Origin of the sequence: Paenibacillus sp. KS-LC4 (assembly GCF_036894955.1) — a bacterium.
GTDB lineage: Bacteria > Bacillota > Bacilli > Paenibacillales > Paenibacillaceae > Pristimantibacillus.
In genome coordinates this window covers 4,061,337-4,077,507 of sequence record NZ_CP145905.1, presented here as the reverse complement: position 1 = coordinate 4,077,507, position 16,171 = coordinate 4,061,337, and the positions used below count along the sequence as shown (strand labels likewise).

At 47.1% G+C, this 16,171-nt stretch carries 16 protein-coding genes and 1 other RNA gene; 11 read left to right on the top strand and 6 right to left on the bottom strand.

Going from position 1 to position 16,171, the window contains the following annotated elements; all coding sequences use genetic code 11:
• The first annotated feature begins 59 nt into the window (after positions 1 to 59).
• A complete protein-coding gene (locus tag V5J77_RS17160) occupies positions 60 to 776 on the top strand; it encodes a YebC/PmpR family DNA-binding transcriptional regulator (protein WP_338552028.1) in 717 nt (238 codons plus the stop codon).
• 132 nt (positions 777 to 908) lie between these two features.
• Here V5J77_RS17160 and V5J77_RS17155 read toward each other — a convergent pair whose 3' ends face one another.
• Positions 909 to 2,087 carry an MFS transporter gene (locus V5J77_RS17155; protein ID WP_338552027.1) on the bottom strand — a complete coding sequence of 393 codons (1,179 nt, stop codon included), beginning with the start codon at positions 2,085 to 2,087 and terminating at the stop codon, positions 909 to 911.
• Positions 2,088 to 2,347: 260 nt separating this feature from the next.
• On the opposite strand from V5J77_RS17155, the gene V5J77_RS17150 reads away from it, so the two are divergent.
• A complete protein-coding gene (locus tag V5J77_RS17150) occupies positions 2,348 to 3,376 on the top strand; it encodes a tetraprenyl-beta-curcumene synthase family protein (RefSeq protein WP_338556885.1) in 1,029 nt (342 codons plus the stop codon).
• A gap of 31 nt (positions 3,377 to 3,407) precedes the next feature.
• A complete protein-coding gene (gene pfkA, locus V5J77_RS17145; protein ID WP_338552026.1) occupies positions 3,408 to 4,376 on the top strand; it encodes a 6-phosphofructokinase in 969 nt (322 codons plus the stop codon).
• Between the two features lie 126 nt (positions 4,377 to 4,502).
• Here pfkA and V5J77_RS17140 read toward each other — a convergent pair whose 3' ends face one another.
• Positions 4,503 to 5,690 (bottom strand): putative glycoside hydrolase, encoded by a 1,188-nt coding sequence (locus tag V5J77_RS17140; protein WP_338552025.1) that lies wholly within the window; start codon positions 5,688 to 5,690, stop codon positions 4,503 to 4,505.
• A 208-nt stretch (positions 5,691 to 5,898) separates the two neighbouring features.
• Complete coding sequence (locus V5J77_RS17135) at positions 5,899 to 6,093, bottom strand: hypothetical protein (protein WP_046229973.1); 195 nt, start codon at positions 6,091 to 6,093, stop codon at positions 5,899 to 5,901.
• Positions 6,094 to 6,365: 272 nt separating this feature from the next.
• On the opposite strand from V5J77_RS17135, the gene V5J77_RS17130 reads away from it, so the two are divergent.
• The 4 genes from V5J77_RS17130 to V5J77_RS17115 all read left to right on the top strand — a co-directional run bounded on the left by V5J77_RS17130 (position 6,366) and on the right by V5J77_RS17115 (position 9,665).
• Entirely contained in the window at positions 6,366 to 7,943 is a 1,578-nt protein-coding gene (locus V5J77_RS17130; protein ID WP_338552024.1) for a DEAD/DEAH box helicase, read from the top strand.
• 196 nt (positions 7,944 to 8,139) lie between these two features.
• Complete coding sequence (locus V5J77_RS17125; protein WP_338552023.1) at positions 8,140 to 8,928, top strand: DUF624 domain-containing protein; 789 nt, start codon at positions 8,140 to 8,142, stop codon at positions 8,926 to 8,928.
• Positions 8,929 to 8,973: 45 nt separating this feature from the next.
• A non-coding RNA gene (gene ssrS / locus V5J77_RS17120) (6S RNA) lies at positions 8,974 to 9,158 on the top strand.
• 111 nt (positions 9,159 to 9,269) lie between these two features.
• Positions 9,270 to 9,665, top strand: a complete 396-nt coding sequence (locus tag V5J77_RS17115) for a DUF1499 domain-containing protein (RefSeq protein WP_338552022.1) — start codon at positions 9,270 to 9,272, stop codon at positions 9,663 to 9,665.
• A 70-nt stretch (positions 9,666 to 9,735) separates the two neighbouring features.
• Here the strand turns inward: V5J77_RS17115 and tpx are convergent, their stop codons facing one another.
• A complete protein-coding gene (gene tpx / locus V5J77_RS17110) occupies positions 9,736 to 10,254 on the bottom strand; it encodes a thiol peroxidase (RefSeq protein ID WP_338552021.1) in 519 nt (172 codons plus the stop codon).
• A 94-nt stretch (positions 10,255 to 10,348) separates the two neighbouring features.
• Between tpx and V5J77_RS17105 the strand changes: the two genes are divergently transcribed.
• Together V5J77_RS17105 and V5J77_RS17100 are read left to right on the top strand one after the other, a co-directional pair.
• Positions 10,349 to 11,005 carry a rhomboid family intramembrane serine protease gene (locus V5J77_RS17105; RefSeq protein ID WP_338552020.1) on the top strand — a complete coding sequence of 219 codons (657 nt, stop codon included), beginning with the start codon at positions 10,349 to 10,351 and terminating at the stop codon, positions 11,003 to 11,005.
• A 25-nt stretch (positions 11,006 to 11,030) separates the two neighbouring features.
• Complete coding sequence (locus tag V5J77_RS17100) at positions 11,031 to 11,957, top strand: LysR family transcriptional regulator (protein WP_338552019.1); 927 nt, start codon at positions 11,031 to 11,033, stop codon at positions 11,955 to 11,957.
• 146 nt (positions 11,958 to 12,103) lie between these two features.
• Here the strand turns inward: V5J77_RS17100 and V5J77_RS17095 are convergent, their stop codons facing one another.
• Together V5J77_RS17095 and V5J77_RS17090 are read right to left on the bottom strand one after the other, a co-directional pair.
• Entirely contained in the window at positions 12,104 to 12,787 is a 684-nt protein-coding gene (locus V5J77_RS17095; protein ID WP_338552018.1) for a zinc metallopeptidase, read from the bottom strand.
• 66 nt (positions 12,788 to 12,853) lie between these two features.
• Positions 12,854 to 13,294, bottom strand: a complete 441-nt coding sequence (locus V5J77_RS17090) for a MerR family transcriptional regulator (RefSeq protein WP_338556883.1) — start codon at positions 13,292 to 13,294, stop codon at positions 12,854 to 12,856.
• A 354-nt stretch (positions 13,295 to 13,648) separates the two neighbouring features.
• Here V5J77_RS17090 and V5J77_RS17085 point away from each other — a divergent pair, with 354 nt between their 5' ends.
• Positions 13,649 to 15,019, top strand: coding sequence for an ammonium transporter (locus tag V5J77_RS17085; protein ID WP_338552017.1), 1,371 nt, complete (start codon positions 13,649 to 13,651; stop codon positions 15,017 to 15,019).
• A gap of 80 nt (positions 15,020 to 15,099) precedes the next feature.
• Entirely contained in the window at positions 15,100 to 16,167 is a 1,068-nt protein-coding gene (locus tag V5J77_RS17080) for a DUF294 nucleotidyltransferase-like domain-containing protein (RefSeq protein WP_338552016.1), read from the top strand.
• Positions 16,168 to 16,171: the final 4 nt, after the last annotated feature.

Here is a 16,171-nt window from a genome sequence, read left to right as displayed (position 1 = left end):
CGGATTAGGCGGGAAATGATACACTGTTAGGTGGAATCTTTGTCGGAGGAGCGAGTGGCATGAAGTTTAAATTATTTAAGGATCGCAAAGGAAAGGCCGATCAGGCTAAAAATAATAAGTTTGTAAAGCTGTCGCGTGAGATTTATGTGCAGGCACGTAAGGGCGGAGCGAATCCCGAAGCGAATTTTGGCCTGAAGACGGCCATTGCCAATGCACGTGCGGAGCAAATGCCCAATGATAACGTTGAGCGGGCAATCAAGAAGGCGACGGGCGGCGACGCGGTCGATTATGAAGAAATTATGTATGAAGGCTACGGCCCAGGAGGCGTAGCGATTATGGTTCGTTGTTTGACGGACAATCGCAATCGTACGGCGGCTGATGTACGCTCGGCTTTTAATAAGCGTGGCGGCAATATGGGGGAAAGCGGCTGTGTTTCCTATATGTTCGATCATAAAGGCCTGCTAGTAGTAGATCGTGAGGGTTTAGAAATTGATGAGGATTCCATGATGATGGTGACGCTGGAGGCTGGTGCAGAGGATCTTGTCGTAAACGACGACAGCTTCGAGATTTTGACGCATCCGCATGAGTTCGAGCAGGTGAAAGGCGCACTTGAAGCGGAGGGCTATACGTTCGTGAGCGCAGGTGTACGCTGGCTGCCGCAAAACATGGTTGCCGTAGAAGGAGAAAATGCGGACAAGCTGTCCAAAATGATGGACTCCTTCGATGATAATGACGATGTGCAGGACGTGTATACAAACTTCGAGCTTGAGGACTAACTTGGGGATTAATGTATACATAGTCAGGCTATAACCAAAAAACAGCTTCAGGAGCCACATGATCTTGTGGAGCCGAAGCTGTTTTATTCATTTATGGCATGAGCGATAGCGGAAAACTCCGTTCGTGTATGTTCATGCGCTGCGTCTCGTATAATGCTTATAAATAAAGCCTGCTGCTGCAACTAATGCGAGCGTAGTAGCTAAGTTAAAGAAGGCGGTGCGTCCGAAGCTTTCGTATACATAGCCGCCAACGGTTCCGCTGAGCAGACCGGCAAGGCCTGTCCATATAACGGCATATACCGCTTGGCCAGATGCACGAAATTCATCGGGAATGATCTGCGAAATATAACGCAAAGCCGTCGAGAAATAGATGCCGAAAGTAATGCTGTGCATGAGCTGTGTCGCCACGACGAGATAAGGGCTGCTCAAATGTCCAATGAGCCACATTCGCAGGGCATACAATACGCATGCAATAAACAGCAGCGGAAGCTCTTTGAACCTGTGGCCGTACTTTCCAAGCAGGAACAGCACAGGAATTTCGCTACAAGCGGAAAATGTCCAGGCGAGGCCAATAAGTGAATCGCTAGCGCCCATTTGATGCAGCGTTACTGCAAGAAAGCCTTCATACATGCGATGCGCGATTGATACGATTAAAATGAGGACGAAGAAGGAAACGACCTCTCTTTTGCCAAGCAGCTTGAAGAAGCCGCTGAAATCCACTTTGCGGGAGCTCCCGCGATAATCACGCAGCAGAAAGGAGAGCGCTAGCGTTATCGTTATGGTACAGACAGCGAGCGGCAGCGTCCAATTGGAGCCCATCTCCTTCAATAAAATGCCGAACAAGTAGGCCGATATGGCAAACCCGAGCGAGCCGAAAATGCGAATGAGCGCATAAGGAACACCTGTATGTTGACTGGATAATAAAATCAAGCTGTCATTCAAAGGGTTAATAGGCGTCTGAAAAAAATAAAAGATCGTCATCACTAGACAGATCATTGTAAAATCTTGAATAGGCAGCAGCAGCGATATCATGACTAGCTGCCCGAATAATAAAAATATAAACCATTTTTTTATCGTCTGAAACCGGTCGCTTGCCCAGCCTAGCAGTAAATTAGCAAAGACAGATATGAAGGGCCCGGTTGCATATATAATGCCGATTTGATGCTCGGAGTAGCCTCGCGCCAGAAAGTATAATGGCAGGTAGGAGACGAGCAGTGCCTGTGTTGAGTAGGCAGAAAAGCTGAAGGCGCGGAGGCGCAGCGTTTCTTGGGATGCGTTAAGCTTCGCCTTGTCAAGGCTAAGTTGTGTCATTGCTGTACTCACTCCATTACTGTACAAAACCTTGGTTATTCAGGTGTTATAGCTAATTATTAATAGATTGTAAACCATTATAACATGAACTGCTGGATTATTGTTTATTGAAATGGTACATTTATGAGTGGAGGTTTCATTCATCGTGTATTAATGGGCTGGTAGCCGGCGGTTATTCAGCATTTTTTAAGAGGAGGAGGTGCATCGTGAGATTGACGACATTTTCAGGCAGCCGTGCGCCCCGAGGGCCTTTAAAACTTATGCATCGCGTATATAAATATGTGTTGCCGGAAGTTGAAGCGCAGCTAGCGAAGCTGCGAGAGATGGCAGAGCAAATTCCTGACAGGGAGCTGCGGACGCAAGCGCTGAGCAGCATAGCGAACAAGAAATTCCATTGTCAGGGCGGTGCCGTATACGCAGCGGCTAACTTGGAACAGCGGCATATTCTCATACCGCTTATTGTTGCGCTGCAAACGATTAGCGACTACCTGGACAATTTGTGCGATCGCAGCACTTCTCTTGATGCGGATGATTTCCGCCTATTGCACCAGTCTATGCTTGATGCAGTTAATCCGGCAGCGCCGCTCCGGGATTATTATGCCCACCGGAAGGAGCGGGACGACGGTGGATATTTGCATCACCTCGTTGCCGTGTGCCAGCAACAAATAGCGCTGCTTCCTTCCTACGCAAGCGTTCAGCGTGACGTAAATGAGCTGGTCAGCCTATATGGCGATTTGCAGGTGTACAAGCACATCCGCAATGACCTGCGTGAGCCGAAGCTGCTCGCTTGGTGGGAGAAGCATGCGCAGCGCTACCCGCACTTGCAATGGAATGAATTCGCAGCGGCCAGCGGATCGACGCTCGGCATGTTTATGTTGTTTTTAGCAGCCAGCGGGGATGGTCTGTCTTCGCCGGATGCGACTGCGATTAAAGAAATTTATTTCCCCCATGTATGCGGCCTGCATATTATGCTTGATTATTTGATTGATCAAGAGGAGGATCAGGCAGGCGGAGATTTAAATTTCTGCAATTATTATGGCAGCATCCATTTGATGGCCGAGCGGATCGGTACGATCGTGGAGTGGGCAAGGGAGGATGTGCGACATTTGCCTGCATCCCGGTTTCATCGCCTTATCATTGAAGGGCTGCTTGCCCTATATTTATCCGATCCGAAGGTGCGCGCGCAGAAGGAAGTTCGCAGTGTAACGCGCAAGCTGATGAAGAACAGTCCGCTTACCCGCCTGTTTTTCCTGATTAACAGCGTATGGATCAGGAAGCAGCAGGCTTAGCAATATATTACATCATTTTGGAGGAATGACTATGTCTTCAGTAAAATCAATCGCAGTATTAACCAGTGGCGGTGACTCCCAGGGGATGAACGCAGCCGTTCGAGCTGTCGTACGGAGCGCTTTGTACAATGGGCTGGAAGTATACGGTGTACAACGCGGTTATCAGGGTCTTCTGAATGACGATTTGCGTCAAATGGATCTTCGCAGCGTAGGCGATATTATTCAGCGCGGGGGTACCATTTTGCAGACAGCACGCTGCAAGGAGTTTATGACAGCTGAAGGCCAAGAGAAAGGTGCGGAAATTTTGCGTCAACGCGGCATCGACGGCTTGGTCGTTATCGGTGGCGACGGCTCCTATCAAGGGGCTAACAAGCTGAGCAAGCTTGGTATCAAGACGATGGCGCTGCCAGGAACGATAGATAACGATATTCCTTTCACAGATTACACAATCGGCTTCGATACAGCTGTTGGCATCGTTGTCGATGCGATCAATAAAATCCGCGACACGATGTCTTCCCATGAGCGCTCGTCCGTCGTTGAGGTAATGGGTCGTCATTGTGGAGATATTGCACTTTATGCTGGACTTGCAAGCGGCGCTGAGACGATTCTCGTACCGGAAGTTCCGTTCAATTTAACGGAGGTTTCACAGCGGATGGAAGCGAACTTTGCCAAAGGCAAACGTCACAGTATCGTTGTCGTTGCAGAAGGAGCAGGCAGCGGGCATGACGTGTCGAATGAAATTACGCGTGGCTGTGGACTTGAGCCGCGAGTAACCGTTCTTGGACATATTCAACGCGGCGGAACACCAACAGCTGTTGACCGTATTCTTGCAAGCCGTCTGGGCGATTACGCTGTGCATCAGCTGATGGCGGGCGATTCGGGCAAAGCTTGCGGTATCGTGCGCGGGGAGTTTCTTTCCACAGATATCGACACGGTTGTCAATACGAAGAAGCCATTCAACCTGGATTTGTATGAGCTTGCGCTGCGTCTTTCGCAATAATGCTTACAGGCTCGTCTGGGCAATAACAAGGGCTCGTATGAAAGAGCAAACAAATAACCTCCGGCAACGCTTAAATGCAGCGTGCCGGAGGTTATTTGTTGCAATATAGAAAAAGATAGCCGAACGTTATTCGTAATTAACGCCTTCTGAATATTTATTGCCTGCATTCCATAAGAGAAATTCATGAATGTTGGTGTCGGAGAGTGCCTTAATTTGGGCCTCGACTTCTTTCTTGCCATATTTCATATAATTGCCCTGTCCAAGCCAGCTGGCTGTGAAATCCTGTATCCAAGGGCGTATAATTGGCTTAGCAGCACCAATCGGTTCCAGCTTGGCATGTGTATCCTCCATAGCGCCTACGATGGTTTCATAGGGACTTTTGTCCGGCACCTTCTGCTTAAACCACCCAGTGCTGTAATGGCTTGGATAAACCATGGGAGATATGACGTGCACATCGTTGGAAATTTTCACAAAGTCCTGGCCAATGCCTTCAGCGGCAGGCACCGATGCGGCATAACCGAAAATATCGACCGATACACGCACCCCAAGCGGCTCAAGCTGCTCACGGGCATATTTTACGAATCCCGCCACGGCATCGACTCGGCTCAGCTCGGTTTTCTCATACTTTAGCGAATCGGCTTTCTTATCGAAGCCTTCGGGAAACCGAACATAATCAAACTGAATTTCTTTAAACCCCAGCTTAGCTGCTTCCTTGGCAACGGCTACATTGTAGTTCCAAACTTCTTTCATATAAGGATTAACAAAGCTTTCACCGCGGCCATTTTTCCAAATCGTTCCGTCGGAATGGAGGAAAGAGAGCTCCGGATGCTGGCGTGCCAGAACAGTGTCCTTAAAGACGACAATTCGAGCAATCGGATAAACCTCATGCTGCTTTAATTTCTTCATCAAATCGCCAATGTCGCGAATGTACTTCTGGGTAGTTCCCAGTTCGAGTAACTCAGGCGTCTCTGTCGGATAAGTAATATAGCCATTGTCGTCCTTGACATCAATGACCATGCTGTTAAGCTTCGTATCATCGACTAGCTTAAGCAAGCTATCCATACGCGCTCCACCTGCGCTGTGAGCTGTTACGTAGATGCCCTTCACAATAGGAGCATCCTTCTGCGGATCGCGCTTAGCGCCCGTCTCAGACGTCCCCGAACCTTCTCCACCTGATGGGCTTGCCTGCACGATATTCGTTCCTAATGAAGCGTTTAGTACCGAGGCCGCGAGCTCCCGGGCGGCTGCATGATCCTCTCCGCTTCCCGTCAACAAGCTGTATAACAGCATGACAGTTGAAAAGATGATGTCCATTTCCTTCTCTCCCCGCTAGCTCTTCTTTCCAAATTATAAAGCAGAATTAGGCTGCGTGACACTTATTTTTTTCAAATAGCGCAATTTTACACAGAGAAATGTTGCTTAATGCACCATTTTTGGGCGGAGGCTTCCGGACAAAAAGCACGCAAAAAAACCTGCTGACACATGCGTCAGCAGGTTCACTATCAAACGGTATATCCCCTTGTCATTGCAGTAAGGCTTCTCTTTGGTGCTCGCAAATGCTGTGCTGAACAATCTCCATTGCATCCGCCGGTTCGAGTACAGCCAGTCCATCCCTCAATACGATATTGATCGAGAGTTCCCGATCCGTAAGAAAAGGACTTAGCTCGGGTGCTAGCTTCTCTACAATTTGTGACAGTGTTACGGTTTCGATATCCACCTGGCATCACCCTTTCATCATAGGTTCAGGGCAAAACATATGGCATGAAAACGTTAAAACAGCGGGATAACCACATTATAGCAGGATCAACTTTAAAAAAACAGGGTTAGCTGCCATGTGCGCTGCTGGCAGGAGGTAAATAATAAAGCAAACGCTTTCTCGTTCGCCTTTTGATTTGTTTTTAAGCTTCGCTGGTAAACATGTACGATTGTATGCTATAATAGCTTGGATATTTTTCAAGTAGGCTGCAGATAAAAGGAGTATGAGAAAGTTTGAAAACATTTGCTGAATTTGGCTTGGAACCTAAAGTGTTGCAAGCAATCACGGAGCTGGGATTTGAGGAGTCAACTCCGATCCAGTCCAAAGCTATTCCAATTGCAATGGCTGGTCATGATTTAATTGGTCAGGCACAAACAGGAACAGGAAAAACAGCGGCATTCGGAATTCCGCTCATTAATAAAATTCCGACAAGCGAGGAGCGCATTGTCGCCTTAATTATGACGCCTACCCGTGAACTCGCTATTCAGGTAGCTGATGAAATCGGGAAGTTGACTCGATACAAAGGTTTACGCTCATTGCCAATTTACGGCGGACAAGAAATTGGACGTCAAATTCGCGCTCTGAAGAAGAAGCCGCAAATTATTATCGGTACACCAGGACGTTTGCTTGACCACATCAACCGTAAGACGATTCGTCTTGAAGATGTACAAACGGTCATTCTTGATGAAGCGGATGAAATGCTGGACATGGGCTTCATGGACGACATTCAGTCGATTCTGAAGCAAGTGCCAGAAGAGCGTCATACGATGCTGTTCTCAGCTACTATGCCACCGAACATCCAGAAGCTTGCTCATCAATTTCTGAAAAATCCAGAGCATGTGTCGGTTATTCCTAAGCAAGTAACGGCACCGCTTATCGATCAAGCTTACATTGAGGTCCATGAGCGTCAGAAGTTTGAAGCGCTGAGCCGCTTGCTTGATATGGAATCCCCAGAGCTTGCTATCATCTTCGGCCGCACGAAGCGCCGTGTTGATGAGCTGAGCGAAGCTTTGCAAAAACGTGGTTATACGGCAGACGGCCTCCACGGCGACTTGTCCCAAAACCAACGCGATAGCGTAATGCGCAAATTCCGCGATGGCAGCATTGATGTGCTGGTAGCAACAGATGTAGCTGCTCGCGGTCTTGATGTATCGGGCGTAACGCATGTTATCAACTTTGACCTTCCGCAAGATCCGGAGAGCTATGTTCACCGTATTGGCCGTACAGGTCGCGCAGGAAAAGAAGGTACAGCATGGTCGTTCGTAACGCCTCGTGAAGTGGATCACCTGCATTTCATTGAGAAGGTTACACGCCAGAAAATCAACAAAAAACCTTTGCCAAGCATCGCGGAAGCGATTGAGGGCAAACAGCGCCTGACAGCTGAGCGTTTGCTCGAAGTTGTTCAGGAAGAAGCCTTTACGGAATACAAAGCCATTGCGATTCAATTGCTTGAGCAATATGATTCCGTTCACTTGCTTGCGGCAGCCGTTAAATTGCTGACAGGCGAGAAGAAGGAAGTCAACATTGAATTGACACCGGAAGAGCCGCTTCGCGCGAAAAAACGCAAGCCGGACATTCGTTCGAATGGCCGTCGTTACTCTGGTTCCTCGTCCTTTAGCGGCGGCAGCAGCCGTGGCTCCAGTGGCGGCGGCTATCGTGGTCGTGATGACAGACGTGGCGGCAGCAGTTCGAGCTCCAGCTCGCGCGGCAGCTACGACCGTAACCGTGATGGTGGCAGCAGCAGACCTCGCACTAGCGAGAACCGCCGTCCAAAGCCATCGTCCGAAAGCTTCAACAATAACAACAACTAGGGCCATATCATCTAGATAAAGCCTGTATAACAAAGCTTAAGAAACCGGGGAAGTCCGTGATGCCTTACGGGCGTCCCGACTTCCCCGGTTTTATTGTTCATTTGATTAAGCCAGCCTGCTTGATTGAATAATATGCTTGGGTGCATGTCACAACCAAAATAGTAAGGAACAAGACGGAATAGTGGGGGCAGATCACATGGAGCCAAGGGGTCTAATGGGAGGTTTTTACCGCATCTCCGAATGGATTATGCGTTTATCGGTGATCAATGTATTATGGCTAATATGTTCAATTCCTTTTGTATTTTTGGCGTTTATTGGCGTATTTCCAGGAAATGCTTCAGCATTAGATGAGGCGGCTTATCTTGACCATCTTAAATCAACATTGATTTTCATGGCGATTGTTGCTCCGTTCACTTTATTTCCAGCTACAGCTGCGATGTTTGCGGTAGCCCGCAAATGGGTGATGGGTGAAACGGATGTCCCGCTATTCAAAACTTACATTAGAGGATATAAGGAAAATTATCTTCAAAGTATGATTGGCGGGTTTTTCTACGCTATTTTGTTTGCCATAATGATTGTCGATTTTATTGTGTATCGCGATCAGTACAGCCTGATTTCCTATATCTTTATTGCGCTGTTGCTTTTGCTGGTCATTTCCTTGTTCAACTTTTTCTCAATGCTTGTCCATTATCACATGAAAACGTTTCAATTGTTGAAAAATGCCATTCTGATTACGATTGGGCGTCCAATTCGTTCATTTTCTTCTGCGGTGATGAGTGGCGCGGTCATTTATATCAGTACGCGCTTCACCTTTTTGATTCCGTTTTTTATGGGCAGTATTATTGCTTATTTGTCGTTCTGGAATTTCTATATGATTTACCAGAAGCTACAGGAGCAAGCGGAGAAAGCAAGGCTTGCCCAGGAGGCAGAAGAGGTCGAATTTTCAGAGCTTACGGATGGCGATTCGAGCTCGTCTAATAAATAAACGTTTAGACATTTACAATTGTAAAGGTAACGTTTATAATAGCAATACATCCTGCGATGTTCGTTTCGGCTTTACGTTGTTTTGAACCAATGGCTGTTTCTCGGGAGACCTAAATTGTTACGTTGCTGACATGCCCTCTAAAGGGGACCTCAAATTCGTTTCTGCGGACACCCACCTTGCGAAAGCGAGGTTCAGAAACATGTAAGTCGGACGGCATAGGCGGGTTTTTATCTACACTCAAGAGACTCTGCTGCGCTAACACGCTCAGGGTTCTTTTTTTGTGTAACAAAACATGTTAATATAGATATTACATACAAAGATACTGGAGGGGGAGATCGTTTTTGTTGAAGCGGACCGTAATCGGGCTGCTGCGCAGTCATGAACAAACAGGCGATAAAGCCAAAGACCCGATGCTCAAATCCCATTTTTACAAGTTGTCCAAGGAAAAGGCTTGGGAAGAAGTACTTTCTACGCTGAAGAAAATGCAGGGCTACAAGGTGCTGCATGAAGTTCAATCGGTTGGGGAGATTGTGCTCGAGAAACGCACGGCTTTCGGCCGAACGATGGACATAACCGTGTCGGTCATCAGTGTGAATCCAGTAAATGCAGCCGTTGATATTTATTCGGCTTCCAGAGGCTCTTTTGGCGACCTTGGTTCGAACTACCGGGTTATTCTTGAGCTTTATCGAACGCTGGACAAGAAGCTCTCTGCTTATAAAACGACCGGAAACTCATAAAACGTACAAAAAGCGAGGAAGGTTTCCCTTCACTCGCTTTGTTTGTGCACTTAAAAGGTTGTATACTGGATTACACGAGCGCTTTAGTCGCGTTAATCGCCGCTTCATAGTTCGGGTGCTCAGTCATTTCAGCCAAATACTCGACATATTGAATGGTATCATTGGCATCAATGATAAAGATCGAGCGCATATCCAGACCAAATTCTTTAATGTAAACGCCATACGCTTCACCGAAGCTTTTCAGTTTGTAGTCCGACAGCAGCTCGACCTTATCAATGCCTGCGGCACCGCACCAGCGAGCCTGAGCGAAGGGCAGATCTGCGCTGATTGTAAGTACAGCGACGTTGTCGCCAAGCGTTGCGGCAGCTTCATTGAAACGGCGAGTTTGAGCGTCACATACGCCTGTATCAATAGAAGGAACAACGCTGATTAATTTGATTTTACCAGCATAATCTTTCAAGGATACGCTATCAACGAGTGTTTTGTTCACTTGAAAATCAGGAGCTTTATCGCCGACTTTCAATTCTGGGCCGATTAATGTAAGTGGATTGCCCTTAAATGCGGCAGCTCCAGCACGTTCTTGAGACATGTGTAACGTCCTCCTCAAAGTTAAATGGTCAATACCCATTAATTATAATCGGAGCACGGCAATATTGTCCAATTCTAGGGCGGGGGAATGACTAATGATTTTTTTGAGATATGAAAGCTTTCGCGTTTATTTAAGATCGTATCCGATAACTTCTGCGATAATCGCGTTAAATATGCTCTTTTTTATATTTGTTGCTTTAAATGGTGGGACGACTAGCGGAGAAAACTTATATCGTTGGGGTGCCTTTTTAACGTTTCATGGAGATCCGTACGGACTAGAAGAGCCATGGCGCTATTTAACGTCCATCTTTATGCATGGAGGCTTTCAGCACTTGCTTTTTAATATGTTTGCTCTGCTCGTGTTTGCACCGCCCTTGGAGCGTTTGCTGCGCCCTGTGAAGTATGCTGTTTTTTATTTGCTTTGCGGGCTGCTCGGCAATTTGTTCAGTGCAGTTATTAAGGTCATGACAGAGGGTGGCAATGGGGAATTTGTCCATTTGTCGGTAGGAGCATCTGGTGCGATTTATGGCATTTACGGAGCGTATCTTTATTTGTCGCTGTTCCGCAAGGCTTGGCTGGATGATGGATCACGCAAAACCGTATATATGATTTTGGGAGCGGGCATCATTTATTCCGTAATTTTGCCGACAATAGATTTATGGGCGCATGTAGGGGGTGGCCTTGCCGGCTTCCTCATGTACGGGTTATTCGATCGGGCAATGGTACGCAGGCAGCGGGTCGTCCGAAGATAATGTTTGGATAAGATAAGGAGAGATCATGGAACTTCGTCAGCTTTATTATTTCGTCAAAGTAGCGAGAAAAGAGCATGTGACACAGGCGGCGGAAGAATTGCATGTTGCTCAGTCAGCTGTGAGCCGTCAAATTCATCAATTGGAGGAAGAGCTTGGCGTAAAGCTTTTTTTACAAAAGGGCAGAAATCTGCAATTGACGCCTGTAGGTCATTTGTTTTTGAAGCGGGCTGAGGTCATATTGGCTGATCTGGACCGGGCTGTTGTGGAAATACATGAATTTCTTGACCCGGAAAAAGGAGAAATTCGGCTAGGCTTTCCGCATAGTCTCGGCGTCTCCTTAATCCCGCAGGTTGTGGCCGCTTTTCGCAAGCATCATCCAAATGTGAAGTTTCGTTTTAGGCAGGGGATGTATCCATCGCTTATACGAGATATGGTGAAGGGTGAGATTGATCTGGCTTTCATTTCTCCTTTTCCGGATGAGCATGAGCATGTATGTGGGCAGGTGCTGCTCACAGAGGAGCTTTATGCAATATTGCCGCCATCACATCCACTTGCTGGAGAAAGCTCGATTCAATTAAATCAGCTTAAGGACGAGACGTTTGTTTTGTTCAGCGAAGGTTATTCGTTAAGGCCTATCGTATGGGAAGCGTGTCAGGAGGCAGGGTTTACGCCGAAAATCGGATTCGAGGGCGAGGAAACGGAGACGATCCGCGGGTTGGTCGCCGCTGGGATGGGTGTCAGCTTACTTCCGGAAATGGCGCTTCATCATACGGGCATTTTACAGCCAGCGAAGGTGCGCGTGGATCAGCCTCATGTGACTCGCAATATCGGCATCATTCATCGTTCTAATGAGAAGCTGTCGCTCGTTGCGAAGGTGTTCCATGGCTTTCTGTTGCATTATTTCAATGAGAAGAAGCATGAGGATTACAGTAAGAATAGTAAGAACAGTTAGAGCTAGTAGGAGAAAGCACCGCTGCAAACGCCGATTTTATAGGCTGCTGCACAGCGGTGCTTTTTTTGCTGAAAAAGAAGAGTGGACCTGCCTAATGGTTAGGCGGGCCCACTCTTCTGAGTTGAACACATTAATCTGTAAGCTAGTTATTCCCGGTTTGATGATGTGAAAATCATAATATATTTGACAAGCTCCAGCAGGGAGATGAGCGCGGCTGCTACGTAGGTGAGGGCGGCAGCGTTCAGTACTTTGGCAACGCCGCGCTCTTCCTCATTCGTTATAAAGCCTTCGGCAATCATGAGGTGGCGTGCGCGGTTGCTTGCATTAAATTCAACAGGCAGCGTAATAACCTGAAAGGCTACTGCTACGGAGAAGAAGATGATGCCAAGGCCAATCAGATTAGCCTGCTGCATTAAAAATCCAATAATCAGCATAAATGGGGCGATGCCGGATGCGATATTCACAATCGGAAAAATACGATGGCGAAGCACCAGCATCGGGTAGTTCGATTTATGCTGAATCGCATGACCTACCTCGTGACACGCAACGGACAAGGCGGATATGGAGTTTTCATAATAAACATGCTCGGAAAGTCGTACTTTGCGTGATATTGGATCATAATGATCGCTTAGGGTGCCTGGTACAGGTTCGATCTGTACATGCTGGAGTCCATTAGCATCGAGCATTTTGCGTGCGGCCTGATAGCCGGTTAGTCCGCTCATGGAGCGAACGGTAGACCAGGTTTTGAACGTTCCCTTAACCCTAAATTGCGCCCAAATGGATAAAGCAAAAGCGATTAGGATAAGAATGTCCATTTTGTGAAAAAACATAACGTCATTCCTCCAAATAATAAATTTGATTTGCCAATTAAGGGGCGAAGCTATCGTTGAACAGCTTTACATAAAATTCCCCTTGTTTAGCAGCAGCATTAGCGCTTCCACACAAGCTGCCGTCTGTGGCATAAGACGAGTGTAGAGCCTATTAGCCTGACGTGGCTTCATTTGCTTGATTACAGGCTCCAAATCTTTAACCTCGCGTTCCAGCTCGCTTAGACGAAGCTGTAGGTCGGTTAGCTTGCGTGATACCTGCTCTTCAGCAGTTACGCTATCCCACTGTGCTAATGATTGTTTAATTTCTTCAAGCGTGTGCTTGTTTTGCTTCATTTGTTCAATACGTTTCAAACGGATCAACGTTTCAGAATTATACAAGCGGTAGTTCGTAGAAGAGCGTTCCGCCGGTTCAATAAGTCCCATAGAAGTATAATAGTCAATTGTTCGCGGACTGATGTTGGCCAGCTTGGCGAGCTCTCCAATTTTATAACGTTCAACAGATTCCAATCCGTTCACCTTCTTTCCTCCATCTATATATGTCTATGTTTAATGATAATCGGAAAGTAACCATACAGTCAAACGTATGACATGGATATGTGAGTGCAGGACAATTATGCCTAGGAAGTTGCTTCCTTTAATAGAAGATGAAAAGCATAAAGCTTAAACTTCAGCACGACAAAAGCCGTCAAGATCAGGCATGTACTGTTAAAAAACTTAACATTAAACGCTTTCAGGAGGTTTAATGTTAGATTTTTTTTGAAATTAGAATAAAACGTATTGTCAAATGCGACTATACTGACTATAATGACATTAAGTCTTTCCTAAAATGTTAGGAAACATAACGTATGGGGAGTGGTCGTAATGATTAGAAAGATGTTATTCACACTAGGGGCAATGTGCTTAGTATTTCCGGCAATGGCTTTTGCGAATGACCCATCCAATGCAACATTGAATATGGGTATCGACTCCTTGTGGGTCATGGTCGCATTCGTGTTAGTTTTGCTCATGCAAGGCGGGTTTATACTTTTGGAGACAGGATCGACCAGAATGAAAAATGCCGGCCACGTTGCAGGCAAAACCATTTTCACAGCTGGTCTTGCAGGTTTGATTTATTGGGCTATCGGTTATGGTATTGCTTTCGGAACGGCTAATGCTGATAGCGGAATTAGCAGTGTTATTGGCTGGGGGGATTTCTTCTTTAATCCAGCGATTGCAAGTGAAGACAATGGGCTTCCGACAACGATTTTCTTCTTATTCCAACTAGCTTTCGCAGCTGTATCGCTTTCCATCGCATGGGGCGGCTTTGCGGAACGTGCTAAATTGTCCTCCTACCTTATTTTTACCGTTATCTACATTGCTGCAATCTATCCGGTAGTTGCACACTGGATCTGGGGCGGCGGCTGGCTTGCAGCAGATGGTGCACAAGACTTTGCTGGTTCAACGGTTGTCCATTTATCTGGCGCCTTGGCAGCTTTGGCAGCAACTATTCTACTTAAGCCTCGTATTGGCAAGTTCAACAAGGATGGCTCTGCAAATGAAATTGCAGGACATAACCAAGTCTATACAGCACTATCGGTATTGCTTCTGTGGGTTGGCTGGTTCGGCTTTAACGCAGGCAGCACGGTGAGCATCGGTGACGGATTTTTTGGATATGTAGCATTCACAACAATGCTCGGAGCAGGTGCAGGTGCGGTTTCCTCGCTGCTGATTTCATGGGCTGTTACAGGCAAGGCAGATATTACAACTACACTTAATGGTACACTTGCGGGTCTGGTTGCAATCACAGCTTCCTGTGCCTTCGTTGATCCTTGGGCAGCAGTCGTTATCGGTCTAGTAGCTGGTGTGCTTGTATTCTACAGCGCGAAATTTTTCGAGAAAATGAAAATCGACGATCCGATCTATGCAATGTCGGTTCACGGTGCAGCTGGTATTTGGGGTACGCTGGCTAACGGTATTTTTGCTACACAATTACTGGCAGATAAAGTCGGCGTAGGCCAAGGTGGACTTATCGACACTGGCAGCTGGAAGCAATTGTGGGTGCAATTCGAGAGCGTAGTGGTATGCGGTGCATTCGTGCTTGCAGCATCGTTCCTGGTGCTTGGCATTATGAAGCTGGTTATGGGCTTCCGTGTAACCGAGGAGCAAGAAATTGTAGGTCTTGACCTTAGTGAGCATGGCGCTTATGGTTATCCTGAGCAAATGAAAAAAGCAGGACAAAACCTGCAAGGTTAGAAGCTGAGAGGAAATTAGCGGTACTTATTTCGTCGCAGTCTCTTAAAATTATAAGGGCGATTTAAAGGGGAGAGACTCAGATGACGGACCCTGTGCAGGTGAAGCTGCTGGAGCAGATTGGCTCGGCCGGAGAGGCGAGCGCGCTGCGCAGCTTGCGGGATCAGGTACATGATCGGATGAAGGAAGCTCTCCTTGCAAGCCCTGTCGAACAGTTTAATGAACAATTGAATGAGATGCATGATTCGGTGATCAGCCGGGCAATTGCACTCGCAGAAGCGGAAATGGCACGGATGGGGAAGGGTTCTCCTCCCGTGCCTTACGCATATTTATTATTCGGCAGCGGAGGCAGGGAGGAGCAAACCTTGTCCAGCGATCAGGACAGCGGCATTGTTTATGATAATAGAGTTGGTGATAAGCCGTATGTGCAGCGCTATTTTAATGAATTATCAGCGTTAATTGTTAGCTACCTCCAAATAGCGGGATATCCCCCATGTGAGGGAGAGGTCATCAGCAGCAACCCCGAGTGGTGCAAATCACTGTCAGCATGGGAGGAGCAAATTAACCTGTGGTTCAAGGAGCCGAGCTGGGAGGCAGTTCGATATTTGCTAATTTTAGCGGATGCACGCTGTATTTTTGGAAGTGAGCTGCTCATGCGGAAATTTAAGGATATTTTTTTCACCGACATGCTGGCAACGCCGATTATTATTAGACGCATGCTGGAAAATACGATGAGGCATAAAATGCTGCTCGGCGTATTCGGCCATTTGCTTAAGGAGCAATATGGAGAGGATGCAGGCAGTCTGGATATTAAGTATGGGGCCTACATTCCTATGGTCAATGCGATTCGTCTGTTATCAATACAGCGAGGTATTCGTGAGTCTTCTACACTGGACCGCATGCGGAGGCTTTTGGAAGAAAAGGAGCTTTCGGAGCAGGAGGCAAAGCAATGTGAGCAGGCTTTTCTCTTTATTCTTAAGCTTCGGCTGTTATCAATCGAAAGCTCGGAAAACGGCTGGTATGGCAACAATGGCAAAGTAGCTTCTCGCAAGCTGACGAAAGAGATGAAAGATCAATTGAAGAAAAGCTTGCGGCTGGGCAAGAAGCTGCAGCGCAAAGTGTATAAAATCACGATGGGAAGGCTTGTGTAAGGCG